This window comes from Celeribacter sp. ULVN23_4, assembly GCF_054788345.1.
Window position 1 is genome coordinate 590,513 of record NZ_JBTVYO010000001.1, and the last position, 26,636, is coordinate 617,148.

Below are 26,636 nucleotides of genomic sequence, written 5' to 3' on the forward strand. Positions count from 1 at the left end.
GCGGCTAGTTTCCGCCGGAACTTTCACGGGCGACTCGGGCAAGGATGTCTCGGGCCCCTCACATGCGAAAAAGGAGCGTACGATGTTCAAAGGATCCATTCCTGCACTGGTGACGCCGTTTAAGAACGGCGAACTGGATGTCGATACGCTCAAACACCTTGTCGAATGGCATATCGAGCAGGGCTCCAGCGGCATCGTCCCCGTCGGCACCACCGGCGAATCCCCGACCCTGTCGCATGCCGAGCACCAAAAGGTGATCGAGATCGTCGTCGAAACCGCCGCAGGCCGTGTGCCGGTGATCGCGGGCGCTGGTTCGAACAACACCGCCGAAGGTCTTGGCCTGATCAAACATGCCGCCAAAGTCGGCGCGGACGCCGCTCTCGTGGTGACGCCCTATTACAACAAACCGACTCAGAAAGGTCTCGTCGCGCATTTCACTGCGATGCATGACGCCGCTGAGCTGCCGATCGTGATCTACAACATTCCGGGCCGTTCCGTGATCGACATGTCGGTCGCGACCATGGCGGAGCTTTCGAAACTGCCGCGCATCGTCGGCGTCAAAGACGCAACGGGCGACCTGTCCCGCGTGCCGAAAACCCGGATCGCTTGCGGGCCGGAGTTCTGCCAACTGTCCGGCGAAGACGCGACGGCTCTGGGCTTCAACGCGCATGGCGGGGTGGGCTGCATTTCTGTGACCGCCAACGTCGCACCGAAACTCTGCGCCGAGATGCAGGCAGCCACGCAAGCGGGCGATTATGCGAAAGCGCTTGAGATCACCGACAAGCTGATGCCCCTGCATATCGCGATCTTCCTTGAACCGGGCGTTTGCGGCGCGAAATACGCGATGTCGCTTCTGGGGCTGTGCTCCGACGAGGTACGCCTGCCGCTCACCCCGCTCTCCGATGAGACCAAGGCGGCGATCAAAGCTGCGATGGAACACGCCGGGCTGCTCTGAGCCTAAACACATGACCATATGGAAAGGGGCCTCGCAGGCCCCTTTTTTTCATGCGTTTCACGGCACGCCATTATCGATTCCGACTTTCCAACTGATTGCGGCGCACATGACGAAGCACTTCCATCAGAAGCGCGGTCATCATGCCAATGTTGAGCAGCCCGTTGGTCGCAGCAAAACCGCCCAAAAGCCGCCACGCCTCTGGCAACAAGAGATCGCCAAAGCCCAGCGTGGTGAATGCGACGAGGGCGAAATACAGAGATTCTTCAAAGCTGGTAAACAAGTCCAGAAGTCGAAAGGCGATGGCCCAAATCCAGACGCCCGCCGTAATCATCCAGAGCACCGCGATCACCGCTCCGAACAGCACAAAGGCCAGTTTTGGCGTATGGGGCTCCCGGATCAGCCAGTTATGCGCTTTTTGCAGGAGCAGTTCGAGCACCAGAAATCCCAGAGCGGCCACGAAGACCGACAACAGGATGACGACCGATCCGACGAAAATCTGCAAAAACATAGGGGCTCCGGATAAGTTCGAATGCGTTTTGGCAGATTTCACACGCCCCGACCAGTGGACAGATCGTCTTCGAACGCCTATCTGACTGTCCACTATGGCCAAGAAAAAACAGACGCCCGAAGAAAAGAACTACAAGGTGATCGCCGAGAACAGGCGCGCCCGTTATGACTATGCCATCGAGGATGACATAGAATGCGGGATCGTGCTTTCCGGCTCCGAGGTCAAATCCCTGCGCACCGGGCAATCGAATATCGCGGAAAGCTACGCCTCCGTCGATGACGGCGAATTGTGGCTGACGAACGCCTATATCGCGCCCTATGAGCAAGCGATGTTCCCGCATGAAGAGCGGCGCAAACGCAAGCTTTTGGTCTCCCGGCGCGAACTGGCGCGGCTTTGGCAGGCGACCGGTCGTCAGGGCATGACGCTTGTCCCGCTGGTGATGTATTTCAACCATAAGGGCCGCGTGAAGATCAAACTCGGCATCGCCAAGGGTAAGAAAAACGTCGACAAACGCGAGACCGAGGCGAAACGCGATTGGGGCCGCCAGAAACAGCGGCTTCTGCGCCACGGCGGCTGAACCCGCGCAAATTGCGGCCCCGCACGCAGTTTTTGTTTCGCCGCAACCCGCCTGTGCCCACCGGATCGCTTGCACGCCTGCGCCAGTGCGGCTAAGGCAGGAACGACTGTCTTCAGGACCGAAAGAGGTCACATGCCCGAGAGCGATCCGAAAACACTGGTGTCCACCGCCTGGCTTGCCGAGAATCTCAAGGCGCCGGAGCTTCGTCTTATTGATGCCAGCTGGTACATGCCCGCCGACAATCGCGATTGCCGTGCGGAATATGAACGCGAACATATCCCCGGCGCCCGTTTCGTCGATATCGACGAAGTGGCCGATCTGCGCAGCGATCTGCCCCATATGTTGCCGCCCGTCGAAAAATTCATGTCCCGCATGCGTGCGCTTGGCATTGGCGACGGACATCAGGTGGTGGTCTATGACTCCGCCGGCATCTTCTCCGCGCCCCGTGTCTGGTGGATGTTCAAATATTTCGGTCAGGAAAATGTTGCCGTTCTCGACGGCGGCCTGCCGAAATGGAAGTCCGAGGGCCGTCCCGTCACCGACATTCCGGCGGTTATCCGTGACCGTCACATGGTCGTCGAAACCCGCCCCGAGCTTGTGCGCGACGTGACACAGGTCGCCGCCTCTTCAAAGCTGGGCGACTATGTGATCATCGACGCTCGGTCGTCAGCCCGGTTCAAAGGCGAGGTTCCCGAACCGCGTCCGGGTCTGGCCTCAGGTCATATTCCGAATTCCCGCAACGTGCCCTTCGGCGAGGTCTTGCACCCCGATGGCACTTTGAAATCCAACGACGAGCTGCGCCGCGTTTTCGAAGGCGCAGGCGTCGATCTCACGAAACCGGCGATCACCACCTGCGGGTCGGGGGCGACCGCCGCCATTCTGGGCCTCGCGCTCACCCGTCTTGGCGTGCCTTTCTCGCTCTATGACGGTTCCTGGGCGGAATGGGGCATGTACGGTGACCTGAAGGTCGCAACTGGAGACGCGTAATGCTGAGCACTCTCAAACCGCAACCCGCGGATAAAATCCTTCAACTGATGCAGTTCTACCGCGAAGATCCGCGCGAGACCAAGATCGACCTCGGCGTCGGCATCTACAAGAATGCCGATGGCGAAACCCCCGTGATGCGGGCGATCAAAGCCGCCGAAAAGCAGCTGTGGGAAGAAGAGACCACCAAGAAATACACCGCCCTCTCCGGCGATCCGGCCTTTGGTGCGGCGATCAAAACGCTCGTCCTCGGCGATTCTGTCGATCACGCCCGCGTCGGTGCGATTGCAACGCCGGGCGGCACCGGCGCCGTACGTCAGGCGCTTGAGCTTGCCAAGCTTGTCGATCCGGAAACGACCGTCTGGACCTCTGATCCGACCTGGCCGAACCACGTGTCGATCATCAAGTTCATGGGCCTGAACCACGCCGAATACCGTTATTTCGACGCTGAAACCTGCACCGTCGATTTCGACGCGATGATGGAAAGCCTCAAGGCCGTGAAAGCGGGCGATGTGGTGTTGTTGCACGGCTGCTGCCACAACCCGACCGGCGCGAACCTGACGCTGGAGCAATACGGTCTCGTGGCCGATCTCATCGCTGAGAAAGGCGCGACCGCACTTGTGGACATCGCCTATCAGGGCTTTGGCGACGGGCTTGAAGAAGACGCGGCAGCAACGCGCCTTCTCGCGTCCAAACTGCCGGAACTGCTGATTGCATCTTCCTGCTCGAAAAACTTCGGCATTTACCGTGAGCGCACCGGCTGCCTCATGGCGATCTCCGAGAAAGCCGAGCAGACCCCGGTGACGCAAGGCACGCTCAACTACCTGAACCGCCAGAACTACTCCTTCCCGCCGGATCACGGCGCACGTCTGGTCACGATGATCCTGACCGACGAAGCGCTCAAAGCCGACTGGATGGCAGAACTGGAAGAAGTGCGTCTCGGCATGTTGAGCCTGCGCCAGCAACTGGCCGATGAGCTGAAACGCCAAACCAACTCCGACCGGTTCGACTTCGTCGCCCGCCACCGCGGCATGTTCTCCCGCATCGGCGCGACCCCGGAAGAGGTTCTGAAAATGCGCGAGGACTTCGGCATCTACATGGTCGGCGATTCCCGCATGAACATCGCGGGCCTGAACGCTGAGACCGTGCCGCTTCTGGCAGAGGCGATTGCGAAAACCTGCAAATAAGCCTCAAGGGCTTTCACAGCATCAAAAGCGCGCTTCGGCGCGCTTTTTTTATTATTTTACATAATAATTTGAATATGTCGCATCGTGTCATACAGAGATGCGTTTTAAATACATATCGCTCGCCTATATCTGATCGATAGAGATCGAAACCGCTCAAAAGGAAACGCCATGAAAACCGAAACTGTAGATGGCCTGAATTTCGAAACCTGGACCGTTGATGAGGTCGAGAAAGCCTTCAACACCAATGAAATTGCTCTGATCGATGTCCGCACCCCACAAGAATATGCGTTCGAGCATATCGAGGGCGCGCTTCTTTTGCCGTTGTCGTTCTTCTCCGCCGCGAAGCTGCCGTCGCAAGAAGGCAAACGGATCATCTTCCATTGCGGCTCCGGCGTTCGCTCCGGCAAGGTCGCGCTGGCCTGTGCCGCCGCAGGGATCAACCCGGTCGGACATATGGAAGGCGGCTTTGGCGCTTGGAAAGCTGCTGGCAAAGCCTACACCGGCACCGACATGGCGACCGGCGCCCCGAAAAAAGTGGCCGCCCAGTAAGCTTGCCGTTTGGAGACCGAGACACGAAGAACGGGCGCACCTTCTGCGCCCGTTTTGTTTTATCCGGGCCGCAGTTCCGGCATGGCCCGCTCAAACTCGGCCCAAGTCAGCGTCGCCTTATTCCCCGCATAGCCGTGGTAATGCGACTTGCCCGACGGCATGGGCAGTCCGGCCCAGATTTTCGCGAGATTGGCCATGAAGGCCCGTTGCGACATCTCCCCTCGCCGCCATTCGAAAATCCCAGCATCCGCCAGCAAGAGATTGGCCAGCTGATCCTGAACGGCAGGCGTGAAGATCACCTGCGGCCCCAATTCCAATTCATTCACCAAGCGCGCCAAAGTCGATGGGATGAACTGATAATAACCGATGGCATGGGGCTGGCCGGGAGAGGCCTCAATCCATGCGAAAATCTCTCCCAAGGACATTTGCGACGGCTTTTTCGCAGGACGTCGTGTCGCGCCATGTTGAACCGCATCATACCCATCGCGTGGACTTTCCGCGCGACCGATGATCTCTCGGATCCGCAGAATATACTCCGGCGTGCCTTTGAGCGCCCTAAGCGCACGGCGACCCTCTGGTCGGGGTGGTAGCGGCTCGAAGAAACTCCCCTCGGCCTGCCCTGCAAACAGGCTCGGCCCACGGCTCTCTGCCCCGTTCAGTGCCCCCGTCAAAGGCTTTGGTAAATGCAGCACAAGCGGCTGCCGCTCGAAATCCCACGCCTGCCCGCTGGGGCGCAACAGGGAGGCAGGCTCAGACAGGGCCGTAAGGGGCCAGAGCAGGCAAATCAGCGTCCCCCATGTCACCCATGTCGCGCATCGCATCCCGTCTCCTCACAAATCGTTAGGGGGCAGGACAGGGGTAACTCATCTTGGTTGAGAAAAGGTTAGGCATAAAAAAACCCGGGCGTTCGCACGCCCGGGCCTGTTTTCAGACTGAGGAAGGGATCAGCCTTTGTAGAACTCCGGATAGGCTTCCATGCCGAGCTCGGCTTTGTCGAGGCCCATGATCTCTTCTTCTTCCGAGACGCGGATGCCCATGATCGCTTTCAGGATGAACCAGACGATCGCGGAAACCACGAAGGTGAAGACACCAACAACGACGATGCCGTAGAGCTGAGCGCCGATGGTGGCGTCAGAGTTGGTGAAGACAACAGCGATGGTGCCCCAGATGCCGCAGATCAGGTGGACCGGGATCGCGCCAACAACGTCATCGATTTTCAGCTTGTCGAGGAACGGCACAGCGAAGACCACGATCACGCCACCGACCATACCGATGAGGGTAGCCGCACCCAGCGTCGGGGTGAGCGGTTCAGCAGTGATGGAGACGAGGCCAGCCAGAGCGCCGTTGAGCACCATGGTGAGGTCCACTTTGCCGTAAACCAGCTGGGTCACGATCAGAGCAGCGATCGCACCACCGGCAGCAGCGGTGTTGGTGTTGGAGAAGATACGGGACACGTCAGCCACGTCACCCACGGAGCCCATAGCAAGCTGAGAACCGCCGTTGAAGCCGAACCAACCGAGCCACAGGATGAACGTACCAAGCGTTGCGAGCGGCAGGTTGGAGCCCGGGAAAGCGGTGACTTTGCCGTCTTTGTACTTGCCGATACGCGGGCCGAGGATGAGAGCGCCAGCCAGAGCAGCCCAGCCGCCCACGGAGTGCACAACGGTGGAACCAGCGAAGTCAAGGAACCCAGCTTCGTCGAGGAAACCGCCGCCCCATTTCCAAGATGCGGAGATCGGGTAGATGATGGAGGTCAGGACGATCGTGAAGATCAGGAACGGCCACAGTTTGATACGCTCAGCAAGCGTACCGGACACGATGGATGCCGTTGCAGCACAGAACATCAACTGGAAGAAGAAGTCCGAACCGGTGGAGGCATAGCCATAGTCGTCGACTGCGTCCGGGGTCACGCCAACAGCTTCAAGCACGCCCGGGCCGAACACGCCAGAGAGGATGCCGTCCACCGACCAAGTGCCGAGCGGATACATCAGATTGTAGCCGATCAGGTAGTAGAAGATGGAAGCGAGGCCGAAGAGAGCCACGTTTTTGGTCAGCTGCATCGCAACGTTCTTGGAACGCACGAGGCCAGCTTCGAGCATGGCAAAACCAGCAGCCATGAAGAACACGAGGAAGCCGCCCACGAGGAACAGCAGGGTGTTCAAAATAAAGACGGAATCCGTCGGAACGGCGGCAGCGACGACTTCGGCGTCTTGCGCAAAGGCCATAAGCGGCATCGCGGTGGCGAGCGCAGTGGCCGGAATGAGCTTGGTGAGTTTCATCTGTCTCAAGTCCCTTTCGTTTCGGGTAAGCGCGATTAGATCGCGTCGTCGTTGGTCTCGCCGGTGCGGACGCGCGTTGCGCCTTCCACGTCGAGGACAAAAATCTTGCCGTCGCCGATCTTGTCGGTCTTGGCGGTGGTGGCGATGGTCTCAACGACCTGATCAGCCATCGCATCGGCGACAACGATCTCAAGCTTCACCTTCGGCACGAAGTTCACGGCATATTCTGCGCCGCGGTAGATTTCGGTGTGGCCGGACTGAGAGCCAAAGCCCTTGATCTCCGTCACCATCATGCCGCGCACACCGATGCCGGTGAGTGCTTCGCGGACTTCTTCAAGCTTGAACGGCTTGATTGCAGCAATAATGAGTTTCACGTTTTTCCCCTTCCGTTTGAGCGGGCGGTCATCGCACGCTGAGCGCGTGGACAACCACGGGGTCAGCAAAACGATGTTAAGAGTTGCTTCACAAGGAAGCCGCACATGGGCCATGCGGTATTTGCGGGCAGCGCTGCTCAAAAAATATACATTTTGTGCATGAAGCCTAAAAAACAGGCTAAAAATAAAGCGACTGGGGCGACTCGTCTCCCCGCAACTTTCCCCTCAACATCCAACACCCAAATCACTACACTCCCCTCCACAATAACGGACAAAGATCGAGCAATAGAGATGACCGGAGACAACGGGGGAAAGCGTCGGCTGGTGGCCGATCGCCGCTATCCCACAACTCAGAAGCCCCAGAAAAAAAAGGCAAAGCCTAAGGCGAAAACGCCAAAGAAGGTCTCTGCCGCGCGGTCCTCGCGTAAAACGCGAACAGCGCGGTCACGCAAGCGGTCTTCGAACGTGGTGGTACGGACCATCGGGGCTCTCCTGCGCTGGATCGGGCGATTGCTCTGGATCACATTTTCGCGTGCGGGTTTGGCGCTTGCCCTCATCATAGGCATCGCGGTCTTCTATCTTTACTCGACGCTGCCCCCCTATGACTCGCTTCTTGACGGGCGGGCACGCGGTTCCGTGACGCTTTTGGATCGCGACGGATCGGTGTTTGCCTGGCGCGGAGAACAGTTCGGCGGACAGATCACCGCGGATACGGTTTCGCCCTATCTCAAAGAAGCGATCGTCGCGACCGAGGACAAACGGTTCTACCGTCACTTCGGGGTCTCTCCACGCGGCATCGCGTCCGCGATTAAGATCAACCTGTCCGAAGGACGCGGCCCCCTGTCCGGTCACGGCGGCTCGACGCTCACGCAGCAAACCGCGAAACTCTTGTGCCTCGGCGTGCCCTATGATCCGAAGAAATGGAAAAACCAGACGGAATACGAGGCCGACTGCCGCGAGACCACGATTGCGCGCAAGCTCAAGGAAATGGTCTTCGCCATGGCGATGGAGGCCCGATATTCCAAGAACGAGATTCTCTCCATCTACATGAACCGCGCCTATCTCGGTGCCGGGGCAAACGGGTTCGAGGCCGCAGCTCAGCGCTATTTCGGCAAATCCGCCGCAGAGGTGAACATTCCCGAAGCCGCCATGCTTGCAGGGCTGCTTCAGGCCCCCACACGCTACGCACCGACCAACAATCTGCAACGCTCGCAGGAACGGGCGGGGATCGTGCTCATGTTGATGAACCAGCAAGGCTACATCACCGACGATGAGCGCAACTACGCCAAGGCCCATCCCGCCGAGCTGTCCGAAACCGCCGAGAAGGAAGCCGGTGGCTATTTCGCCGACTGGGTGATGGGTGCAGGACCGGACTTCCTGACCCGCGACACGACCGAAGACGTGGTGATCGACACCACCTTCGATCCACGCATCCAAGCAGCGGCGGAAGAGGCGCTGACATGGATCTTCGAGAATAAGGTCAAAGAAGGTTCCAAAGCGCAGGCCGCCATCGTGGTCATGTCCGCAGACGGCGCTGTGCGCGCCATGGTCGGCGGACGCAAGCTCAAGGTCTCCGGCGCGTTCAACCGCGCGACACAGGCGAAACGCCAACCGGGATCGAGCTTCAAACCCTTCGTCTACGCCACAGCCTTGGATATGGGCTGGTCCTATGACGACACCATCATGGATGAGCCGATCACAATCGACATTCCCGGCTCCGGCCCGTGGTCTCCACAGAACTATGACCGTAAATTTCACGGTCCTGTAACACTGACCGACGCGCTCAAGCACAGCTACAACATCCCCGCCGTTGAACTGGCGCGCGATGCAGGCCTTGAAAACGTGCGCACGGTCGCTTCCATGTTCGGCATCCAATCCGATCTGGCACAGGGGCCGGCGCTGGCGCTCGGGGTTTCCGAAACGACGCTTCTGGAAATGACCGGGGCCTATGCCGGCATCCTGAACGGCGGCTCATCGGTGTCACCCTATGGTTTGAAATCCCTGCGTCTCAAAGGCGACACCACCCCACTCATGGGTCAGGAAGGGGGGCTTGGCGAACGGGTCATCACCCCAGACAGCGCTCAACAGCTGATCTACATGATGTATAATGCCGTGCAATCCGGGACCGGCGGACGGGCCAAAATCCCCGGCTATGAAGTCGCGGGCAAGACCGGCACCACACAGGCCGCACGCGATGCGTGGTTCATGGGCTTCACCGCCGATTACGTCGCGGGCGTCTGGATGGGGTATGATGACAACTCGCCGCTCTCCGGCGTTACGGGTGGCGGCCTTCCGGCAGAAATCTGGCAACGGACGATGGCGCAGGTTCAAGACGGGCTTGAAGCCAAACCGCTGCCGATGATCCGCCCGGCCAACCCGCCGACGGTGAATGGGCAGATGGCCAACGGCAACGGGCAGCGCGGCAGCAATAAAGCCGACAACGTGTTGCTCGACCTGCTCGGCGCGATTTTCGGAAACGGGAACTGAACAGCAAAAACGCGCCTCATGGGCGCGTTTTTTCAATTCATAATGTAGGTGAAGATCAACTCAGCGCAGCCGCCAGCTTGTCGATCGACCCACCAGCCTTATCCAGCATCGCCCCGATTTCCGAGCGCTCGGATTTCAGCAAGGAAATCCCCTCGATCTGAAGATCAATAAACTTGCCCGCCTTGTCGTGGACAATGAAGGAAATATCGAAAGGCGCTTCGCCCTTTAGGATCGCCGTGCAGCGCACCTCATAGATCGAATTGATCTGCTGCGTGCTGTTGACTTGAATTCTGCCGCCAATGAACTCGCGGAAACGCGAACCGTATTTGCGCGCGACATAGGTCTGGAACGCCTTGGTGAACGCACCGAGTTGCGCCGGAGAGGCCGAGCGCGCTGGCGGGCCAAGGACCGAGCGCGCGATATTCGGCATATCCGCATAGCGCACCAGCACCTTCTCGAAATCCGCATACATCGCAGCCTCGGACTTGCCCGAGTTGATGATACCGTTGATATCCGCCACGGCTTTGTCGATCAGCGCCTCAGCCTGTGCCGAGGAGAAGGCCAGAGCCGCTTGCGGCAGCACCAAAGCCGTCCCGAGAGCGGTCAAAACCGTGCGACGTGTAAGTCCAAAGTCACTCATAGAAATCCTCGTAGATGTCATAGGTTGCCGAGTCAGACGCACCTTCTTCGCTCGCAACGATCGGCGTGCCGAGCGTGTAGCGGCGATTGTCGAGATAGGTGAGACGCGCCTGAGCATAGCTGTCTGCGCTGTCATACATGACAGATTCGTAGAGGTCCGAATAACGATACCGTGTGTCAGCCAGTTCGGCGACCTGCAAGCCCGTATTGTAGCTCTTCTCCGGATTCCCAAGCAGGTTACCGACCGGATCAAGCGCCATATCGACAAACAGTCCAAGCGCATCACGCTCGGTCGAGGGTCCGTAGAGAGGCACCACCACATAAGCGCCCTCGCCCACGCCCCACGTATAAAGCGTCTCGCCGAAATCCGAATCGCGTTCCTCAAGCCCCATCTCCGTCGCCGGGTCGAACAACCCGCCAATCCCAACGGTCGCATTCACCGCGAAACGGGCTGTATTGTGCAAAGCATCGCCCAAGCGCAGTTGCAGCACATCGTTTACGACCGTGCCCGGAATGCCCAACGTATCGGAGACGTTCGTCAGCCCTTTGCGCACCGGATTGGGCACCACAGTACCATAGGCCGTCGACACAGGCTTAATCACCGTGCGATCCAAGGCGATATTGGTGTCATGCCAGCCCCGGTTCACCTCCTCATAAGGATCGTTGATGCCACCGGCTTGCGGGGCAGCCGTACAGCCCACCAAGGTGCCAGCCAGCGCGAGTGCAGCCATCATGGGAAGGAAGCGGGATTTTGAAACAAGCGTCATGGCGAGGAACTTTCGGTCAGTGCGGGACGGGGGCCAGATCGGAACTGTGTACTCAGATAATGTTACACGAATGAAAGCCCAATATTAACGCCTTGGGTGTTATGAGGCTGTGACAAAGTTTCAACAGGTCGCGCCTCACACAATGCTCCTTTCCGAGACACATGGGAGCGCGGCCCTAGCCGGACACGCTGCCCATGGCTGACCAATACCGCATAGGACATGATGACCTATCCCGCGCCCGGCGCGACAACCGGGCCCTGTTCTGGATTGTCGGTCTGTTTTCCTTCTGCATCAACCTTTTAATGCTCACCGGGCCGCTGTTCATGCTACAGGTTTACGACCGCGTTCTGGGTTCAGGTTCCGACGCAACCTTGCTCGCTTTGTGCATGATCGTCGGGTTCCTGTACCTCATGATGGGCCTCTTGGACGGCACGCGCGCACGCCTGATGTCACGGATCGGGGCCCGGTTTCAAAGCCGTCTCGAAGACCGAATTTTTCGCGCCTCACTCCGCCACGCCGTGCAAAAGCCACAGACTGCGAACAAAATTCCAGCCTATGAGCAGCTCTCCGCGATCAGGCGATTCTTCGCCTCACCCGCTTGCACCGCGCTCTACGATCTGCCGTTTACCTTGGTCTTTCTCGCCGGGATCGCCTTGTTCCATCCTATCCTCGGCCTGCTCGCCGTCACCGGCGGCGCGGGATTAATCACCGCCGCCCTCTTGCACCGATATGTCGTGACCTCCGTACAAAACGCCCAGAACCGCACAGATGCCAAAGCGAGCGCAATGGCCCATCGTGTAACCTCTGCGGCAGAGGTTCTCACCGCTTTGGGCATGCGAGAGAACGCCTATCGTCGATGGTTAAAGCTTCGGGAAGAGGCCCTATCACAAACCGTTCAGCGAGAAGATCTGACCCACGGCTTTTCTGCGGCCTCAAGAATGCTTCGCCTTCTCCTGCAATCGGCCATGCTCGCCTTCGGCGCATGGCTTGTACTCGGGGGCGAAATTTCCCCCGGTGCCATGATCGCGAGTTCCATCCTGTTGGGCCGTGCGCTGCACCCCGTCGATCTCTTGATCGGACATTGGGCCACCGTGCAACAGGCCAGATCTGGCTGGCGCGATTTAGCGCATCTTTTGCACGAGACTCCGCCCGAAGCCCGCCGAACGGCATTACCGCTTCCCCGTGCGCGATTGGATGTCGATCGACTTTCCGTCAGACCGCCCGGCCAACAACGAGCCTCCTTGCGCATGATCAGTTTCGATTTGTCCCCCGGCGAGGCGATGGGCGTCATTGGCCCAACGGGAGCCGGAAAATCGACACTGGCCCGCGCTTTAACCGGCGTCTGGCCACCCGCCAATGGTGCGATCCGTCTCGATGGGGCAAAGCTCTCAGACTACGGCGAAGACAGGCTTGGCGCGTACATCGGTTATCTGCCGCAGCAGGTCCCGATGTTTGACGGCACGATTGCGGAAAACATCGCAAAACTGTCCCCTATGCCCGATGCGGACACCGTGATTGCCGCCGCACAAAAGGCCGGAGCCCACGAATTGATCCTGTCTCTGCCCGAGGGCTATGACACAGCACTCACCTCAACGGGCACGAGCTTGTCAGGAGGGCAGCTCCAGCGCATCGGTTTGGCGCGCGCCTTCTACGGCAATCCGGCTCTGGTGATCCTTGATGAACCCAATGCGAATCTCGACGCCACGGGGTCCGAGGCGCTCAACAAAGCGATCCGACGCCATAAGAAAGACGGCGGCGCTGTGTTGATCATGGCGCATCGGCCTTCGGCGCTTCAGGAATGCGAAAAGCTTCTGGTGCTGGACGGAGGCCTCCAACGTGCTTTCGGACCGCGCGAACAGGTGCTCGCCGAAATGGTCAGAAATTCCAGTGATCTCCTGAAAATTCGCCCCGTCATGACACCCCGTCCCTCGGTGCATAGGGCGACTGGTCTCGGAGGCGTGCAATGACACCCACTCAGGTCTGGCCCGCGCATCGCATCGTCTGGTTCGGGGTCATTTGTGTTGCACTCTTGATCGGAGGTTTCGGGACTTGGTCCCTCTTCGCCCGGATCGAAAGCGCGGTGATCGCGCCCGGTCAGGTTCAAATCGCACAAAACCGACAAGTCGTCGCCCATAGTGATGGCGGCGACGTAGCAGGAGTTTTTGTGTCCGAAGGCGATCACGTCAGGGCTGGAGATATTCTGATCTCCCTCTCCAAAGAGGAGCTTCATAGCGACCTCACCCTCATAGACAACCAACTGCTCGACAACCGCGCCCGCGCTGCGCGGCTAGAGGCCGAACGCGACGGGGCGGCGGACATCGACTGGGGCAAAGACCTTTCGGCACAGATGGCGCATGCTCAGACAGGGCAGCGCGACCTGTTTGCGGCACGTCTCCAAACCGCCAAGGCGGAGATAGACCAACTTGGCAAAACACGACATCAGATCGAAGTGCAACTTGTCGGGCTTTCCCATCAGAAAGCCGCTCTCTCTGAACAGCTCACCCTGCTCCGAAAAGACCTTGCCACCGAAAGCGCCTTACACGACCGGGGCCTGACCCCGCACAGCAGGGTCAGCGCCCTCCGTCGCGACCTGCTTGGGTTAACCGCCGAAATCGCCCGGATCGAAACCGCCGAAGCGCAGGCACAGGTCAAGATTTCCGAGATTGATCAGCAAATTCTCAAAGTAGAGAGCGACCGACGCGAACGCGCCATTACGGAGCTGCGCGACATTCAGCCCCGCATCACAAACCTGCGCGAACAACAACGCGCGCTACGGTCCCAGATTGATCGCCTCGACATCCGCGCCCCGGTTTCCGGCGTCGTGTATGAGCTGACCGTTTTCGGGCCCGGCGCGGTGGTGCAACCGGCTGCACCCCTGCTCTACATTGTTCCCCAAGACCGCCCCCTGACCATCACGGCGCAAATCAGCCCGGCGCAGGTTGATCAGGTCTTTCCCGGCCAAGCCGTGCGGCTCCGTTTTCCCGCCTTTGATCGTCGCACCACGCCGGAACTTGAGGGCAAAGTGACGAAAGTGTCGCCTGACATTTTCATCAATGCGCAGACAGGCGTGGGATTTTACAGGGCTGACATAGATATCAGGGAAAACCAGCAGGTGCGCCTGCCGGAAGGCGCAGTTCTTATTCCCGGCATGCCCGTAGAGGCCTATATGACAACGGGAGCGCGGTCGCCTCTTGCCTATCTGGCAAAACCGCTTACCGATTACTTCACCCGCGCCTTCCGAGAGGACTGATGCGGGACACGATAAGAAAAGGATACACCATGGATCTCTCCGCCAAGCTTTCCGAACTGGGCCACGTTCTGCCCGACGCCCCGGCCCCTGCGGCCAATTACGTGCCCTTCGTGCAAAGCGGCCAGCAGCTTTTCATCTCCGGTCAGATTTCCGCCGGACCGGATGGCCTGATCTGCGGCAAACTCGGCGCTGATCTCGACACGGACGCGGGCGCGAAAGCCGCCGAACGCTGTGCCCTCGCGCTTTTGGCGCAGGCGAACGCAGCCGTGGGCGGAGATTTCAGCAAGGTGAAGCGCCTTGTCAAACTTGTCGGCTTCGTCAATTCGACCGCCGAGTTCACCGAACAACCGAAAGTGGTCAACGGGGCCTCCGATCTGATGGTCGCCGTGCTGGGAGACGCGGGTCGCCACGCGCGGTCTGCCGTGTCCGCCGCCAGCCTGCCGCTGGGCGTTGCTGTCGAGATCGAAGCGATTTTCGAGTTGGTCTGATGCCTCAACTGGATCCGGCTTTTCTCAAGGCCCCGATTGCGCACCGGGCTTTGCACGATGGCAATCATCACTGCGCCGAAAACAATCTCAAAGCCATTGAAAGCGCTATCGCCGCCGGGTTCGGGATCGAGATCGACCTACAACTCTCCGCCGATGGCGAAGCGATGGTGTTTCACGATTACGCTCTCGACCGCCTGACCGAAGGCTCCGGCCCCTTTGCGCAGCGCAACGCAACCGAACTCTCAGAGCTGCGGTTTAAAACCGGTGAGGTCGGTGTGCCGCGCTTGACCGAAGTGCTCAAAGCCGTCGCGGGCCGCGTGCCGCTTTTGATCGAGGTGAAGGATCAGGACGGCGCAATGGGGCCAAAGGTCGGCCTGTTGGAAGAAGCGGCGGCACGCGCATTGCAAGGGTATGACGGCCCCGTGGCACTCATGTCCTTCAACCCGCATTCCATCGCGCGGCTGGCGGAGCTTTGCCCCGATATCCCGCGCGGATTGACGACCAGCGCTTGGGCAGATCGCGCGGACGCCCTCGTTCCTGCCGCGCGGCGGGCCGAGTTGCGCGACATTCCGGATTATGACCGGGTCGGGGCCTGTTTCATTTCCCATCAATGGGACGATCTGGCCTCCCCGCGCGTCGCGGAATTGAAATCGGCGGGCGCTCATATCCTGTGCTGGACGATCAAATCGGCAGAGGCAGAGCGGCAGGCCCGCGAGATCGCGGAGAATATCACCTTCGAAGGCTATCTCCCGACTTGACGCCTCAAACCTGCGTGCCAGTTTCTAACCGAACGCGGCGCGCAGGACCTTTATGACCGATCAGATTGAAATCAGCCTGTTGAACAGCCTCAGTGCGATTGCACCGGAGGACTGGGACGCCTGCGCCGCGCCCGGCGACGGGTTGCCGGAGGATCCCTTCGTCACCCATCGGTTTTTGATGGCTCTGGAGCGCTCCGGCTCGGTTGGGCCGGGCACCGGCTGGCAGCCCAGCTATCTTGTGGCGCGGGCAGGAGACACCGTGATCGCCACCGCGCCCATGTATGCCAAGAGCCACAGTCAGGGCGAATATGTATTCGATCACAACTGGGCCCATGCCTATGAGCAGGCGGGCGGGCGCTACTACCCGAAACTGCAGATCGCGGTGCCTTTCACCCCTGTGACAGGGCGGCGGCTTTTGACCCGTCCCGGTTTCGAGGACATCGGCATGGCCGCACTGATCCAAGGCGCGGTCGAAGTGGCGGATCAGAACCGGCTTTCCTCCCTGCACCTGACCTTCTGCACCGAAGAGGAGGTCGCCGCCGGGAAGGCGATGGGATTGTTGCACCGCACCGGGCAACAATTTCATTGGGACAATCATGACTACACCGACTTCGACGCATTTCTGTCGGAACTTTCGTCCCGCAAGCGTAAGAACATCCGCAAAGAACGCGCACAGGCGCAAGGCTTTGGCGGGGAGATCGTCCAACTCACGGGCGATGAGATCATGCCGGAGCATTGGGATGCGTTCTGGGCGTTTTATCAGGACACCGGGAGCCGGAAATGGGGCACGCCCTATCTGACCCGCGGGTTCTTTGACGAAATCCACGACACGATGCGCGACGAGGTGCTCTTGGTCCTCGCGTACCGAGCCGGACATCCCATCGCCGGGGCACTCAATTTCATCGGTGCGGACAAGCTCTATGGCCGCTATTGGGGCTGCACCGAATATCACCCGTCGCTGCATTTCGAAATTTGCTATTATCAAGCCATCGACTACGCGATTGCGCAGGGTCTCAGCCGTGTCGAAGCGGGCGCGCAGGGCGAGCACAAGCTGGCCCGTGGCTATCTGCCGAACACGACGCATTCGCTGCATTGGATCGCCGATCCGGGCTTTGCCCGCGCGGTTGGCGATTATCTTGAGGCCGAACGCAGCGCCGTCGCCGAGGAGGTCGAGGTGCTCACATCCTATGGCCCGTTCAAATCCACCGCACAGGAGGAAGATCATGACTGAACTCTTGAAAGGCCCGGCCCGCACAGAGGCTCTCGCCCCGTTATTGGCAAATGGATGGACAGAAACCTCCGACGGAACTGGGATCGAAAAGCGTTTCACCTTTCGTAATTTCGTCGAGGCCTTCGGGTTTATGACCCGGGTTGCGCTCATCGCGGAAAAGAGGGATCACCACCCCGACTGGCGCAATGTCTACCGTACGGTCGAGGTGACCCTCTCGACCCATGACGCAGGCGGGTTGACGGAAAAAGACATCGAATTGGCACTACAAATGGACGAGGCAACCGCACATGCTTGAAAATCTACTGAGTTACGAAATTTATAATGGTCATACTGTTGGCGATTACCTGTCCCTCGAATATCTGGCCGGGATCGCCGGATCGATCATCGGCGCTCTGATCCTTTTGATCGCCGGGATGATGATCTCCGGCTGGATCGGCCGCCGCATTCGCGCAATTGGCGCGCGGTACGAACGCCTTGATGACACGCTGTTCAATTTCCTTGCCAATATCGCACGCTACGCGGTTCTGGCCTTCACCGTTCTGATCATTCTCAACACCTTTGGCATCCAGACCACCTCCATCGTCGCCGTCATCGGTGCCGCCGGTCTCGCCATCGGTCTGGCCTTGCAAGGCACGCTGTCGAATGTCGCGGCAGGTGTGATGATCATCCTGTTCCGCCCGTTCAAGAATGGCGATTTCGTCGAGGTCGCGGGCAAATCCGGCACGGTGAAAGACATTTCGCTCAACTTCACCGAGCTTGCGGATTTGTCGAACGTGCAGGTGATCGTGCCGAACTCACAAGTTTGGGGCAACATTATCACCAACTACTCCACCAACGGCACCCGCCGCGCCGAATGGACCTTTGGTGTCGGCTATGGGGCCAACCTGAAAACCGCAGAAGACGTGATCCGCAACACGATCATGTCCGACCCGCGCGCCATGACCGATCCGGCGCCCTTCATTCAGGTCAACAACCTCGGCGATTTCTCGGTCGATTTCCTTGTCCGTGTTTGGGTGAAATCTCCGGATTTCTTCGCCTTCTCCACCGACATGAAACGCGCGGTGAAAGAAGCGCTGGACGAGGCCGAGGTGGACATCCCCTTCCCGACCCGGACGGTCATCAACGCCGCCGACTAAAAAAACGCCCGGAGCCATGCTCCGGGCGTTTTCATTTAGATCGCGTCCAGAAGGGACTCGCCCGCCGAAATCGTGCATTCGCCGGGGCTGGTTTCAACCTCAAGAACCTTCACAACCCCATCCTCAGCATAGAGCGCAAAGCGTTTCGAGCGATTGATGAGCCCCGCAGGAGGTGCGGTAAAATCGAGCCCGAGCGCTTTGATGAACCCCGCGTCCGCATCGCCCAGCATGCTGATCCCCGCAACATCCGCACCCGTGTCTTTGGCCCATGCCCCCATCACAAAGGGATCGTTAACGGAAACGCAAATCACCTCATCCACGCCTTTGTCCTTAAACTTGGGCATGGTGCGAATGAAGCTCGGCACATGAGCCGTTGTGCAAACACCAGTGTACGCCCCCGGCAGACCGAAAAGCACAACCTTGCGCCCCTTGAACTTCTCCGCCAGATCAACCGCAGCGGGGCCGTCCGCCGTCATTTCGAGCACGCTGCCACCGGGCAGGCTGTCTCCAACCGAAATCGTCATATTATCATCCTCAGTGCGTTGTCATTCTATTCCTCGACGATATAGGGTCAGGGCGTTTCGCGACCAGAGGAAAAATCATGAGCCACTTCATCGTCATTGGTGCCGGGCAAGCCGGGCAAAGCATCGTCACCACGCTGCGCGGTCAGGGCTTTGAAGGGGACATCACTCTAATCGGCGATGAAGCTGTACCGCCCTATCAGCGCCCGCCACTGTCCAAGGCCTATCTTCTGGGCGAGATGGAGCTGGAGCGATTGTTCCTGCGGCCCGAAAGCTATTACGCGGACGAAAACATCACGCTGCGCACAGACGCCAAAGTGACGGCGATTGACCCGGTGGCAAAAACCGTCTCGCTCGGCGAAGAGGTTCTCTCCTACGACAAGCTTGCTCTGGCGACCGGCTCCGCCCCACGCCTCTTGCCCACCTCGATCGGTGGCGCGCTGGACGGCGTCTACACGATGCGCACGCTCGCGGATGCCGATGCGATTGAACCGGAGTTCCGCGAAGGCGCTTCCGTGCTGATCGTTGGCGGCGGGTATATCGGGCTTGAAGCCGCAGCAGTCGCTGCCAAGAAGGGTCTCAAGGTCACGCTGGTGGAAATGGCCGACCGCATTTTGCAGCGGGTCGCCTCGAAAGAGACCTCCGACTATTTCCGCGCCCTGCACCTGTCGCATGGTGTTGACCTGAAAGAAGGTGTGGGAATCGTGACCCTCACCGGAGACACCCGGGTGAAAGCCGCCGAACTGACCGATGGCAGCACGATTGACGTGGATTTCGTCATCGTCGGCGTCGGCATCATCCCCGGCGTGGAACTCGCCGAGATGGCGGGACTGACGCTTGAGAACGGCATCAAAACCGACGCGCATGGGGCAACCTCCGATCCGGATATTTTCTCGGCGGGCGACTGTGCCTCCTTCCCCTATCAGGGCGCACAAATCCGTCTCGAATCCGTGGGCAATGCCATTGATCAGGGCGAAGTCGTCGCCAAGAACATGCTGGGCCAAGATGTGAGCTACACACCGAAACCGTGGTTCTGGTCCGATCAATACGACGTCAAACTCCAGATCGCGGGCCTCTCCGGCGGCCATGATCAAGTGGTCGTCCGTGAGGGCGAGGGCACGCATTCACATTGGTATTACAAGGACGGGCAACTCATCGCCATCGACGCGATGAACGATCCGCGCGGCTACATGGTCGCCAAGCGCCTCATCGAGAGCGGCAAGACCGCCGATCCGGCCAAGGTGGCCGACCCGGCAACCGATCTCAAAGCCCTGATGCGCGGCTGATGCGGATCATCGCGGGAGAATTTCGCGGGCTGGCTTTGGCCTCAGTTGGCAAGGGTGACGCCGGAGCGCATCTGCGTCCCACGACAGATCGGGTGCGCGAAAGCCTGTTCTCCGTCCTGACAGCCGGGAAATATGGTGATGCGGTCGAAGATGCCCGCGTCCTGGACCTGTTTGCCGGGACTGGCGCCTTAGGGCTGGAAGCCCTGTCGCGCGGCGCGGAATGCGTGACTTTCGTGGATGACGGGCGCAAGGCCCAGAGCCTGATCTCGGAAAACATCCAGAAATGTCGCGCCGGGGATCGCTGCACCCTGATGCGCACGGATGCGACCCGGCTGCCCGTGAACCCGTCCGAACCCTATGACCTGATCTTTCTCGATCCACCCTATGCCAAAGGCTTGGGAGAGGTCGCTATCGCCGCCGCGCTCGCCGGGAACTGGTTGACCAAACGCGCGCTTGTTGTCTGGGAAGACAGCGCCCCGATCACGCCCCCGGAGGGGCTGACATTGTTGGACACGCGCAAGTACGGCGACACCAAAATCAATTTTCTGGAGCCCGCATGACACCGAAAGCCGTAATCTTCGACTGTGACGGGGTGATCGTGGACAGCGAACCTCCGCTCTTGGAATTCCTGCAAAAAGACTTCGCGCGCTTCGGCCTCGACATTTCTCTGCATGAGCTGGAAACGAAATATGTCGGCGGCACCATGGCGCTTGTGGGCGAACGTGCCCGCGCGTCTGGGGCAGCCCTGCCCGACGATTGGCAGGTCGAAGTCTACCCCCGCGTGTTCGAAATGCTGCGTTCCGGCGTGCCTCTGATCCCCGGCGTTGTGGCGGCTTTTGATGCGCTGGACGCGGCGGGCATTCCCTATGCCGTCGGCTCGAACGGCCCGATGGAAAAGATGGACGTGACGCTCGGCGCGCACCCGGATGTATTCGCCCGTCTCAAGGGCCGCATCCATTCGGCCCATACCTATGGCGTGGCGAAACCCGATCCTGACCTGTTTCTCATCGCCGCCGAACAGCTTGGCGCAGCCCCCGAGGACTGTGTTGTCATCGATGACAGCCCCTCCGGCTGTATCGCGGCGCGGCGGGCGGGCATGCGTTGTTTCGGGTTTGATCCGCACGGCGATGGCGCGCGTTTGATCTCTGAGGGGGCCGAACACCTTTCAAATATGTTCGATCTGCCCGCCCGTATCGGTCTTTAAGACCTTCATCCCAGCCAAATATTCATACAAAAAAGCCGCCCCAAGGCGGCTTTTTCTCAAACTGTGTCGCAAATCATTCCGTTGTGATTTTGTAGGCTGCACCGTTAGCATCGATCCAGGGCGCAGCGTCATAAGCATGTTCCATGGCGGCTTTCACATCGGCGACAAGCTGTTCGCCGTCATAGCCTTTTTCATCCATCTCTGCGATCCAGTCGGCCACGACCTCATCGCCCAGCTCATAAATCTTCGCGGTTTCTTCTTCGTTCAACACGTTCACCGTATTGTCGCTCCCCGCGATGACTTTCACGCCATCTTCGTCGCCCATGTCATAAGCGACACCCGACCAGCGGGACGCCATGAGACCGGAGTTGCGATCAATCACCTCTTTCAGATCATCCGGAAGGCTGTCGTATTTCGACTTGTTCATCGCCCAGAGGAAATAGAGGTTGTAGAAGGACCGATCCCCGGAGACATCGGTTTCCGCATCGGTCAGCTCGTCAAGCTTGAGCGACGGAGACATGGCGAAGGTGATGATCCCGCCATCCAACACGCCTTTGGACAGAGCCTCGGGGAAGGCCGGAACCGGCAGCCCCACCGGGGTCGCACCCAGCTTTTCCAGCAGCAAGGTCGAGGTCCGCGTCGGCGCGCGCAGTTTCAGCCCTTCGAAATCCTCGACTTTGCGGATCGGCGCACCTTTCTTGTGGACGAGGCCCTCGCCGTGCGTGTGCGCCGCGATGATGTGAATGTCCGAGAAGTCATCCAGAAGATGTTCCTGCGTAAATTCCCATGCCGCCATCGAGGACAGTTCCGCCGATTTCAGCGAGAGGAACGGAAGTTCGATCGCCTCGGTTTCCGGGAAACGGCCCGGTTGATAGCCCGGAATGATCCAGCCGCCGTCGATGGCCCCATCACGGATCAGGTCGTATTGGTCCGGAGCTTTGCCGCCGAGTTGCATCAAGGGATAAATCTCGACCTTGATCCGACCGCCGCTGTCTTTCTCAACCTTCCGCGCCCAAGGCTCCATGAAATAGGTGGCAGAGCCAGCTTTCGGTGACACGAAATGCTGGAACCGAAGCGTCACCTCTTGCGCTGCAGCTGACAGCGGTCCGGTGATGGATGCTGTGACCGAGACAAGGGCCGCAAGCGCGGCAGATTTCAAAACGGGGTTCATGGGCAAGCCTCCTCCGGGCTGTGATTGCGGCCCGTAACGGCCGCAGCCTTCATAACGTGGAGGGTAGCTAGTCCAGTTGTTACATACTCCGCAACCGTTCCGGACGAACTTTTATCTGACCAAGCGGTCAGCCCATTGAAATATATAAACAAAGGAAAAGGCGGGAAAATCCCCGCCTTTTGGTATGCCATCGCTTTAGGGTGTTCAGGCCTTGTAGGTCGGGTGGAACAGCCCCCCCGGAGAGACCGTAAACACCTCACAGCCGGTCGCGGTCACGCCCACACAATGCTCGTATTGCGCCGAGAGTTTCTTGTCGCGCGTCACAGCCGTCCAGTCGTCGGACAGCACTTTGGTTTCAGGACGGCCCAGATTGACCATCGGTTCAATGGTGAAGATCATGCCTTCTTCCAGCACAGCGCCGGTGCCGGGGCGACCGTAGTGCAGCACGTTCGGCGGCGCGTGGAAGACGCGGCCAACGCCGTGACCACAGAAGTCGCGCACGACGGACATGCCCTGATGCTCCACGTAATTCTGGATCGCATGACCGATGTCGCCGAACGTATTTCCCGGTTTCACCGCCTCGATGCCGAGCATCAGGCTGTCGTAGGTCACTTGGATCAGACGCTCGGCCTGACGGCTCGGCGTGCCCGCGACATACATGCGGGAGCTATCCCCGAACCAGCCATCCTTGACCACCGTCACGTCGATATTGAGAATATCACCCTCTTGCAGGATATCGTCGCTGCGGCGTTTCTCGGGGTCTTTCGAAATCGTTTCATCACGGCTTTTCGGGATCGGAGCGCCCGGAATGCCGTGGCAGACGACATGGTTCACAGAGATACAGGACGCGTGTTGGTAACCATTATAGCCGATGGTCGCCGAGGTCGTGCCAAGCTCGATCACGCGGCGATTGATGAAGTCATCCAATTCGCCCGTCGTGACACCCGGCTTCACCAGCGGCGCAACTTCGTCCAGAATCTGCGCCGTCACCTGACAGGCCGCACGAATCCCCGGAAAATCCGCGTCCTCATAGATGCGAATTCCGTCTTTTGTGATGCGGCCGCGATGCGTCTCGTCCAAGGGTCCAACTCCTTAATCTTTCAAGGCCCATATAAGCCTTTCGTCGCGAAAGGGCCAGTGCCCGGTGGTTAAAGACTTTGCACAGGGGTTGGCTCAAAGATCACCGCCTCAGGCGTCGCTTTGACCGGAAAGATCATGATCTCGACCCCAGCGGCACGTGCCGCCCGTTCCGCCTCGGCGTAATACGGGTCAATATCGCACGCCGGGGCGAAACGGTCGCAATCATCGCGGGACACGAGATAAAGCATCACAGCGCGATCGCCCTCCGCCACACGCGCCGACAGCTCGCCAAGGTGCTTTGCGCCCCGAGCGGTCTTCGCGTCCGGAAATTCGGCGAGACCAGGCTCCCGCGACAAGGTTACGGATTTCACCTCGACCCAGATTTTCGCATCCCCTTGCGTGACAAGAAAATCGGCGCGCGAGTTCTCGCCATATTTCACCTCGGCGCGCACATCGCCTTCAAGGCCCGGAACCAGTCCCGCCTCCAGCGCCTCTTTCACCACACGGTTGGCAATCCCGGTATCGACGACCACCATCGCCCCCGGCAGCGCCACCAAACGCAGCCCGTATTTGAGCTTTTTCTTCGGATCATCATTCGGTTCGACCCAAACGCGCGTCCCGGCCTCAGCCAGCCCCAGCATGGAGCCGGGGTTCGGACAATGCGCCGTCACCTCGCGCCCGTCTTCGAGACGAATATCGGCGAGGAAGCGTTTGTAACGACGCAAAAGCGTTGCGGGGATCAGGTCTGATTGAAAGCGCATGGTCAGAGGCCTATACCGTTTGAGAAACAGTCTCAAGGAGACCCAAATGCCCCATACCGACAACCCCACCGCAGCCATCCTGATCATCGGAGACGAGATTCTCTCCGGTCGCACCCGCGATGCGAATATGTACCACCTCTCGGGAGAGTTGACGCGTGCCGGGATTGATCTGAAGGAGGCCCGTGTCGTGCCGGACGACCGCGAGGTCATCGTCGCCACGGTGCGCGAATTGTCGGCGAAATACGCCCATGTCTTCACCTCCGGCGGCATTGGGCCGACCCATGACGACATCACCGCCGATTGCATCGCCGAAGCCTTTGGCCTGCACATCGACGTCCGCGACGACGCCCGCGCGCTTTTGACGGCGCATTACGAAGGGCGCGGCGTCGAGTTCAACGAGGCCCGCATGCGTATGGCCCGCATCCCGGACGGTGCAACCCTGATCGAAAACCCGGTGTCCATCGCGCCCGGTTTCTCGGTTGAGAACGTGCATGTCATGGCCGGTGTGCCGAATATTTTCGAGGCCATGGTGGCCGGGCTTCTCCCCACCATCACCGGGGGCAAACCGCTTTTGTCGCAGACCTATCGCGTTGATCGTCCGGAAAGCGCCGTCGCGGAGCCTTTGGGCATGCTGGCGCAGAAATATCCGAACCTGTCGATGGGCTCCTATCCGTTCACCCGCAACGGCGCCTATGGCACCAATCTGGTGATCCGCGGACAGGACGGGGCGGAGATCGAAGCCGCCCTTCTGGAACTTGCCGCGCTGTTCCCTACCAATGAAAACAGCTGATCAAACAGCCGTTTTCGCAGCATTCGAGGCCACTTGGCCTCCGCTCAGCCGCGATCCACTTGGCCCGTTCACATACCGGAACGGGGCGGGCGGCGGCAGTCGGGTCTCTGCCGCCACTTTGGACGGGACGTTTAGCCCTGAGGCGCTTGCCGAGACCGAGGCCCGTTTCATTACGGACAAACGCGATCCGCTTTTCCAAGTTCGCAGCGGAGAAGATGCGTTCGACGCGGAACTGGAAGCGCGCGGATATCGGCTTTTCGACCCGGTCGCCTGCCTGATTGCGCCGCTTGATCTGTTCCCACCTTCTGATCCCAAGAGCGGCTACGTCACATGGCCCTCGATTGAGATCCAGCATGAGATTTGGGCCAAGGGCGGCATCGGACCGGCCCGTTTGCAGGTCATGCAACGCGCAGAGGGCCCGAAATGCACCCTGTTGGGACGGCTCGGGGACACCCCGGCGGGAACGGGGTTTGTTGCCCTTCACGACGGGATCGCGACCGTTCACGCGCTTGAAGTTGCAAAAGAAAACCGCCGCAAAGGCCTCGCCCGCGCCATGATGGCATTGGCTGCGGACTGGGCGCGCGATCAGGGCGCACAGCATCTGGCGCTTCAAGTCACCCGCGCCAACACCGGCGCTCTGGCGCTTTATTCTTCGCTTGGAATGGTGGAAATGGGGCAGTACCACTATCGCACCAAAGCTCTGACCGAGGTCCAATGATCCGCGCCTTTTCCATCGTCACTCTGATCGCTCTCTCGGGCGCGGCCTCTGCCCTCGACATGCCCGGTGCGGCGAATGAGACAGAGCGACGCGAGGAATTGTCCTCCGCCGAACCGTTTCCGACCGGGCCCTTTCAGGGGGCCAACACCCCCCGGATGATGGCGGAAGGCGATATCACGCAGGTGGCTTACAAGCTCATGGGGACATCGCTCACCAGTTACCAGATGATCGAACCTCTGCGCGCGCAGCTTGAAGAGGACGGGTTCACAACCCGATTTGCCTGTGCTGACCGGGACTGCGGCGGGTTTGATTTTCGGTATCTGCTCGATCTGCTGCCGGAACCGTCGATGCATGTCGATCTTGGCGATTTCCAGTATCTTTTGGCGGAGCACAAGGACGGTCGGACCGTCTCGGTCCTGTGCAGCAAGGCCCGCGACGCCGGCTATATCCAGATCAGCACGGTGATCCCGTCCGACACACCGGAAGTGACGCTGCAAGCGCCGTCCCAACCAGAGACGCCCCTCACCACATCCGCCAACACCGAGGATTTGATCTCCCGGCTGGAGACGCGCGGGCGTGTGGTTCTTGACGATCTGACCTTTGAAACCGGTGCCTCGAACCTTGGCGAGGGTCCGTTTGCCTCGCTCCGCAAACTGGCTGAGTTCTTGAAAACGCACCCGGAAATCAGCATCGCTCTTGTCGGCCACACCGACAACACCGGCGGGTTGGAGAGCAACACGACGCTGTCACGCAAACGCGCAGAAGCGGTGCGGCAACGTCTGATCCAAAACTATGAGATCGCTCCGGCGCAGATCACAGCGCAGGGAATCGGCTATCTCGCCCCGCGCACGTCGAATGCGACGGCGGAAGGGCGCGAGAAAAACAGAAGGGTCGAAGCGGTCATCGCCTCGGCCCCATAAATCTCTAAATTCAGAA

The 26,636-nt window shown here is 59.6% G+C and carries 29 protein-coding genes; 19 read left to right on the plus strand and 10 right to left on the minus strand.

Going from position 1 to position 26,636, the window contains the following annotated elements:
* The first annotated feature begins 82 nt into the window (after nt 1-82).
* Nucleotides 83-955, plus strand: a complete 873-nt coding sequence (gene dapA, locus ACYBHZ_RS02970) for a 4-hydroxy-tetrahydrodipicolinate synthase (RefSeq protein ID WP_460272683.1) — start codon at nt 83-85, stop codon at nt 953-955.
* 70 nt (nt 956-1,025) lie between these two features.
* Here the strand turns inward: dapA and ACYBHZ_RS02975 are convergent, their stop codons facing one another.
* Complete coding sequence (locus tag ACYBHZ_RS02975) at nt 1,026-1,463, minus strand: ion channel (protein WP_460272684.1); 438 nt, start codon at nt 1,461-1,463, stop codon at nt 1,026-1,028.
* Between the two features lie 94 nt (nt 1,464-1,557).
* Between ACYBHZ_RS02975 and smpB the strand changes: the two genes are divergently transcribed.
* The 4 genes from smpB to ACYBHZ_RS02995 all read left to right on the plus strand — a co-directional run bounded on the left by smpB (nt 1,558) and on the right by ACYBHZ_RS02995 (nt 4,760).
* On the plus strand, nt 1,558-2,040 hold the full coding sequence (gene smpB, locus ACYBHZ_RS02980) for an SsrA-binding protein SmpB (protein ID WP_460272685.1): 483 nt from the start codon (nt 1,558-1,560) through the stop codon (nt 2,038-2,040).
* A gap of 132 nt (nt 2,041-2,172) precedes the next feature.
* Nucleotides 2,173-3,027, plus strand: coding sequence for a 3-mercaptopyruvate sulfurtransferase (gene sseA, locus ACYBHZ_RS02985; RefSeq protein ID WP_460272686.1), 855 nt, complete (start codon nt 2,173-2,175; stop codon nt 3,025-3,027).
* On the plus strand, nt 3,027-4,211 hold the full coding sequence (locus ACYBHZ_RS02990; protein ID WP_460272687.1) for an amino acid aminotransferase: 1,185 nt from the start codon (nt 3,027-3,029) through the stop codon (nt 4,209-4,211). Before sseA ends, ACYBHZ_RS02990 begins: the two co-directional genes overlap by 1 nt.
* Nucleotides 4,212-4,379: 168 nt before the next feature.
* Nucleotides 4,380-4,760, plus strand: coding sequence for a rhodanese-like domain-containing protein (locus ACYBHZ_RS02995; protein ID WP_460272688.1), 381 nt, complete (start codon nt 4,380-4,382; stop codon nt 4,758-4,760).
* A 59-nt stretch (nt 4,761-4,819) separates the two neighbouring features.
* Here the strand turns inward: ACYBHZ_RS02995 and ACYBHZ_RS03000 are convergent, their stop codons facing one another.
* From ACYBHZ_RS03000 to ACYBHZ_RS03010, 3 genes are all read right to left on the minus strand, one after another.
* On the minus strand, nt 4,820-5,581 hold the full coding sequence (locus ACYBHZ_RS03000) for a hypothetical protein (protein ID WP_460272689.1): 762 nt from the start codon (nt 5,579-5,581) through the stop codon (nt 4,820-4,822).
* A 123-nt stretch (nt 5,582-5,704) separates the two neighbouring features.
* Nucleotides 5,705-7,039 carry an ammonium transporter gene (locus ACYBHZ_RS03005; RefSeq protein WP_460272690.1) on the minus strand — a complete coding sequence of 445 codons (1,335 nt, stop codon included), beginning with the start codon at nt 7,037-7,039 and terminating at the stop codon, nt 5,705-5,707.
* Between the two features lie 35 nt (nt 7,040-7,074).
* Nucleotides 7,075-7,413 (minus strand): P-II family nitrogen regulator, encoded by a 339-nt coding sequence (locus ACYBHZ_RS03010; protein ID WP_066708050.1) that lies wholly within the window; start codon nt 7,411-7,413, stop codon nt 7,075-7,077.
* A 291-nt stretch (nt 7,414-7,704) separates the two neighbouring features.
* Here ACYBHZ_RS03010 and ACYBHZ_RS03015 point away from each other — a divergent pair, with 291 nt between their 5' ends.
* A complete protein-coding gene (locus ACYBHZ_RS03015; protein ID WP_460272692.1) occupies nt 7,705-9,900 on the plus strand; it encodes a transglycosylase domain-containing protein in 2,196 nt (731 codons plus the stop codon).
* A 55-nt stretch (nt 9,901-9,955) separates the two neighbouring features.
* Here ACYBHZ_RS03015 and ACYBHZ_RS03020 read toward each other — a convergent pair whose 3' ends face one another.
* Both ACYBHZ_RS03020 and ACYBHZ_RS03025 read right to left on the minus strand, forming a co-directional pair.
* Nucleotides 9,956-10,540 (minus strand): MlaC/ttg2D family ABC transporter substrate-binding protein, encoded by a 585-nt coding sequence (locus ACYBHZ_RS03020; protein ID WP_460272693.1) that lies wholly within the window; start codon nt 10,538-10,540, stop codon nt 9,956-9,958.
* Entirely contained in the window at nt 10,533-11,306 is a 774-nt protein-coding gene (locus ACYBHZ_RS03025) for an MlaA family lipoprotein (RefSeq protein WP_460272695.1), read from the minus strand. The genes ACYBHZ_RS03020 and ACYBHZ_RS03025 overlap by 8 nt, the downstream gene beginning before the upstream one ends.
* A 194-nt stretch (nt 11,307-11,500) precedes the next feature.
* Here ACYBHZ_RS03025 and ACYBHZ_RS03030 point away from each other — a divergent pair, with 194 nt between their 5' ends.
* The 7 genes from ACYBHZ_RS03030 to ACYBHZ_RS03060 are packed head-to-tail and all read left to right on the plus strand — an operon-like array spanning nt 11,501 to nt 18,169.
* On the plus strand, nt 11,501-13,273 hold the full coding sequence (locus tag ACYBHZ_RS03030) for a type I secretion system permease/ATPase (RefSeq protein WP_460272696.1): 1,773 nt from the start codon (nt 11,501-11,503) through the stop codon (nt 13,271-13,273).
* Nucleotides 13,270-14,556 (plus strand): HlyD family type I secretion periplasmic adaptor subunit, encoded by a 1,287-nt coding sequence (locus tag ACYBHZ_RS03035; RefSeq protein WP_460272698.1) that lies wholly within the window; start codon nt 13,270-13,272, stop codon nt 14,554-14,556. The genes ACYBHZ_RS03030 and ACYBHZ_RS03035 overlap by 4 nt, the downstream gene beginning before the upstream one ends.
* A gap of 29 nt (nt 14,557-14,585) precedes the next feature.
* Nucleotides 14,586-15,044, plus strand: coding sequence for a RidA family protein (locus tag ACYBHZ_RS03040; protein ID WP_460272700.1), 459 nt, complete (start codon nt 14,586-14,588; stop codon nt 15,042-15,044).
* The gene (locus ACYBHZ_RS03045) at nt 15,044-15,802 is read left to right on the plus strand and encodes a glycerophosphodiester phosphodiesterase family protein (RefSeq protein WP_460272701.1); all 759 of its coding nucleotides are present in this window, start codon (nt 15,044-15,046) and stop codon (nt 15,800-15,802) included. The genes ACYBHZ_RS03040 and ACYBHZ_RS03045 overlap by 1 nt, the downstream gene beginning before the upstream one ends.
* Before the next feature lie 52 nt (nt 15,803-15,854).
* The gene (locus ACYBHZ_RS03050; protein ID WP_460272702.1) at nt 15,855-17,033 is read left to right on the plus strand and encodes a GNAT family N-acetyltransferase; all 1,179 of its coding nucleotides are present in this window, start codon (nt 15,855-15,857) and stop codon (nt 17,031-17,033) included.
* Nucleotides 17,026-17,328: a 4a-hydroxytetrahydrobiopterin dehydratase gene (locus tag ACYBHZ_RS03055; protein WP_460272704.1), complete on the plus strand. Its 303-nt coding sequence runs from the start codon at nt 17,026-17,028 to the stop codon at nt 17,326-17,328. The genes ACYBHZ_RS03050 and ACYBHZ_RS03055 overlap by 8 nt, the downstream gene beginning before the upstream one ends.
* Nucleotides 17,321-18,169, plus strand: a complete 849-nt coding sequence (locus ACYBHZ_RS03060) for a mechanosensitive ion channel family protein (RefSeq protein WP_460272705.1) — start codon at nt 17,321-17,323, stop codon at nt 18,167-18,169. Before ACYBHZ_RS03055 ends, ACYBHZ_RS03060 begins: the two co-directional genes overlap by 8 nt.
* Nucleotides 18,170-18,204: 35 nt before the next feature.
* Here the strand turns inward: ACYBHZ_RS03060 and ACYBHZ_RS03065 are convergent, their stop codons facing one another.
* On the minus strand, nt 18,205-18,693 hold the full coding sequence (locus ACYBHZ_RS03065) for a redoxin family protein (protein WP_460272706.1): 489 nt from the start codon (nt 18,691-18,693) through the stop codon (nt 18,205-18,207).
* A gap of 77 nt (nt 18,694-18,770) precedes the next feature.
* On the opposite strand from ACYBHZ_RS03065, the gene ACYBHZ_RS03070 reads away from it, so the two are divergent.
* Genes ACYBHZ_RS03070 through ACYBHZ_RS03080 form a run of 3 tightly spaced genes read left to right on the plus strand, consistent with a single transcriptional unit; the run spans nt 18,771 to nt 21,180 of the window.
* Complete coding sequence (locus ACYBHZ_RS03070) at nt 18,771-19,976, plus strand: NAD(P)/FAD-dependent oxidoreductase (protein ID WP_460272707.1); 1,206 nt, start codon at nt 18,771-18,773, stop codon at nt 19,974-19,976.
* Nucleotides 19,976-20,536 carry a 16S rRNA (guanine(966)-N(2))-methyltransferase RsmD gene (gene rsmD, locus ACYBHZ_RS03075; RefSeq protein WP_460272708.1) on the plus strand — a complete coding sequence of 187 codons (561 nt, stop codon included), beginning with the start codon at nt 19,976-19,978 and terminating at the stop codon, nt 20,534-20,536. Before ACYBHZ_RS03070 ends, rsmD begins: the two co-directional genes overlap by 1 nt.
* A complete protein-coding gene (locus ACYBHZ_RS03080; protein WP_460272710.1) occupies nt 20,533-21,180 on the plus strand; it encodes an HAD family hydrolase in 648 nt (215 codons plus the stop codon). Before rsmD ends, ACYBHZ_RS03080 begins: the two co-directional genes overlap by 4 nt.
* Before the next feature lie 73 nt (nt 21,181-21,253).
* Here ACYBHZ_RS03080 and ACYBHZ_RS03085 read toward each other — a convergent pair whose 3' ends face one another.
* The 3 genes from ACYBHZ_RS03085 to sfsA form a co-directional block, all read right to left on the minus strand.
* On the minus strand, nt 21,254-22,351 hold the full coding sequence (locus ACYBHZ_RS03085; protein ID WP_460272711.1) for a TRAP transporter substrate-binding protein: 1,098 nt from the start codon (nt 22,349-22,351) through the stop codon (nt 21,254-21,256).
* 204 nt (nt 22,352-22,555) lie between these two features.
* A complete protein-coding gene (map, locus tag ACYBHZ_RS03090) occupies nt 22,556-23,431 on the minus strand; it encodes a type I methionyl aminopeptidase (protein ID WP_460272712.1) in 876 nt (291 codons plus the stop codon).
* A 68-nt stretch (nt 23,432-23,499) separates the two neighbouring features.
* Nucleotides 23,500-24,192 carry a DNA/RNA nuclease SfsA gene (gene sfsA, locus ACYBHZ_RS03095; RefSeq protein ID WP_460272713.1) on the minus strand — a complete coding sequence of 231 codons (693 nt, stop codon included), beginning with the start codon at nt 24,190-24,192 and terminating at the stop codon, nt 23,500-23,502.
* Nucleotides 24,193-24,238: 46 nt separating this feature from the next.
* Here sfsA and ACYBHZ_RS03100 point away from each other — a divergent pair, with 46 nt between their 5' ends.
* From ACYBHZ_RS03100 to ACYBHZ_RS03110, 3 genes are read left to right on the plus strand one after another with little or no spacing between them, the layout of a single operon-like run.
* The gene (locus ACYBHZ_RS03100; RefSeq protein ID WP_460272714.1) at nt 24,239-24,982 is read left to right on the plus strand and encodes a competence/damage-inducible protein A; all 744 of its coding nucleotides are present in this window, start codon (nt 24,239-24,241) and stop codon (nt 24,980-24,982) included.
* Nucleotides 24,969-25,700: a GNAT family N-acetyltransferase gene (locus ACYBHZ_RS03105; protein ID WP_460272715.1), complete on the plus strand. Its 732-nt coding sequence runs from the start codon at nt 24,969-24,971 to the stop codon at nt 25,698-25,700. The genes ACYBHZ_RS03100 and ACYBHZ_RS03105 overlap by 14 nt, the downstream gene beginning before the upstream one ends.
* Entirely contained in the window at nt 25,697-26,620 is a 924-nt protein-coding gene (locus ACYBHZ_RS03110; RefSeq protein WP_460272716.1) for an OmpA family protein, read from the plus strand. The genes ACYBHZ_RS03105 and ACYBHZ_RS03110 overlap by 4 nt, the downstream gene beginning before the upstream one ends.
* Nucleotides 26,621-26,636 lie beyond the last annotated feature (16 nt).

Bases quoted from the DNA above. Each gene is read 5' to 3' on its own strand.
- ACYBHZ_RS03040 (WP_460272700.1), top strand. From the start codon at position 14,586: ATGGATCTCTCCGCCAAGCTTTCCGAACTGGGCCACGTTCTGCCCGAC.
- ACYBHZ_RS03065 (WP_460272706.1), bottom strand. From the start codon at position 18,693: ATGACGATTTCGGTTGGAGACAGCCTGCCCGGTGGCAGCGTGCTCGAA.
- ACYBHZ_RS02990 (WP_460272687.1), top strand. From the start codon at position 3,027: ATGCTGAGCACTCTCAAACCGCAACCCGCGGATAAAATCCTTCAACTG.
- ACYBHZ_RS03000 (WP_460272689.1), bottom strand. From the start codon at position 5,581: ATGCGATGCGCGACATGGGTGACATGGGGGACGCTGATTTGCCTGCTC.
- smpB (WP_460272685.1), top strand. From the start codon at position 1,558: ATGGCCAAGAAAAAACAGACGCCCGAAGAAAAGAACTACAAGGTGATC.
- rsmD (WP_460272708.1), top strand. From the start codon at position 19,976: ATGCGGATCATCGCGGGAGAATTTCGCGGGCTGGCTTTGGCCTCAGTT.
- ACYBHZ_RS03070 (WP_460272707.1), top strand. From the start codon at position 18,771: ATGAGCCACTTCATCGTCATTGGTGCCGGGCAAGCCGGGCAAAGCATC.
- ACYBHZ_RS03015 (WP_460272692.1), top strand. From the start codon at position 7,705: ATGACCGGAGACAACGGGGGAAAGCGTCGGCTGGTGGCCGATCGCCGC.
- sseA (WP_460272686.1), top strand. From the start codon at position 2,173: ATGCCCGAGAGCGATCCGAAAACACTGGTGTCCACCGCCTGGCTTGCC.
- ACYBHZ_RS03030 (WP_460272696.1), top strand. From the start codon at position 11,501: ATGGCTGACCAATACCGCATAGGACATGATGACCTATCCCGCGCCCGG.
- ACYBHZ_RS03025 (WP_460272695.1), bottom strand. From the start codon at position 11,306: ATGACGCTTGTTTCAAAATCCCGCTTCCTTCCCATGATGGCTGCACTC.
- ACYBHZ_RS03005 (WP_460272690.1), bottom strand. From the start codon at position 7,039: ATGAAACTCACCAAGCTCATTCCGGCCACTGCGCTCGCCACCGCGATG.
- ACYBHZ_RS03080 (WP_460272710.1), top strand. From the start codon at position 20,533: ATGACACCGAAAGCCGTAATCTTCGACTGTGACGGGGTGATCGTGGAC.
- dapA (WP_460272683.1), top strand. From the start codon at position 83: ATGTTCAAAGGATCCATTCCTGCACTGGTGACGCCGTTTAAGAACGGC.
- ACYBHZ_RS03045 (WP_460272701.1), top strand. From the start codon at position 15,044: ATGCCTCAACTGGATCCGGCTTTTCTCAAGGCCCCGATTGCGCACCGG.
- ACYBHZ_RS02975 (WP_460272684.1), bottom strand. From the start codon at position 1,463: ATGTTTTTGCAGATTTTCGTCGGATCGGTCGTCATCCTGTTGTCGGTC.
- ACYBHZ_RS03100 (WP_460272714.1), top strand. From the start codon at position 24,239: ATGCCCCATACCGACAACCCCACCGCAGCCATCCTGATCATCGGAGAC.
- ACYBHZ_RS03085 (WP_460272711.1), bottom strand. From the start codon at position 22,351: ATGAACCCCGTTTTGAAATCTGCCGCGCTTGCGGCCCTTGTCTCGGTC.
- sfsA (WP_460272713.1), bottom strand. From the start codon at position 24,192: ATGCGCTTTCAATCAGACCTGATCCCCGCAACGCTTTTGCGTCGTTAC.
- ACYBHZ_RS03110 (WP_460272716.1), top strand. From the start codon at position 25,697: ATGATCCGCGCCTTTTCCATCGTCACTCTGATCGCTCTCTCGGGCGCG.
- ACYBHZ_RS03020 (WP_460272693.1), bottom strand. From the start codon at position 10,540: ATGAGTGACTTTGGACTTACACGTCGCACGGTTTTGACCGCTCTCGGG.
- ACYBHZ_RS03050 (WP_460272702.1), top strand. From the start codon at position 15,855: ATGACCGATCAGATTGAAATCAGCCTGTTGAACAGCCTCAGTGCGATT.
- ACYBHZ_RS02995 (WP_460272688.1), top strand. From the start codon at position 4,380: ATGAAAACCGAAACTGTAGATGGCCTGAATTTCGAAACCTGGACCGTT.
- ACYBHZ_RS03055 (WP_460272704.1), top strand. From the start codon at position 17,026: ATGACTGAACTCTTGAAAGGCCCGGCCCGCACAGAGGCTCTCGCCCCG.
- ACYBHZ_RS03035 (WP_460272698.1), top strand. From the start codon at position 13,270: ATGACACCCACTCAGGTCTGGCCCGCGCATCGCATCGTCTGGTTCGGG.
- ACYBHZ_RS03105 (WP_460272715.1), top strand. From the start codon at position 24,969: ATGAAAACAGCTGATCAAACAGCCGTTTTCGCAGCATTCGAGGCCACT.
- ACYBHZ_RS03060 (WP_460272705.1), top strand. From the start codon at position 17,321: ATGCTTGAAAATCTACTGAGTTACGAAATTTATAATGGTCATACTGTT.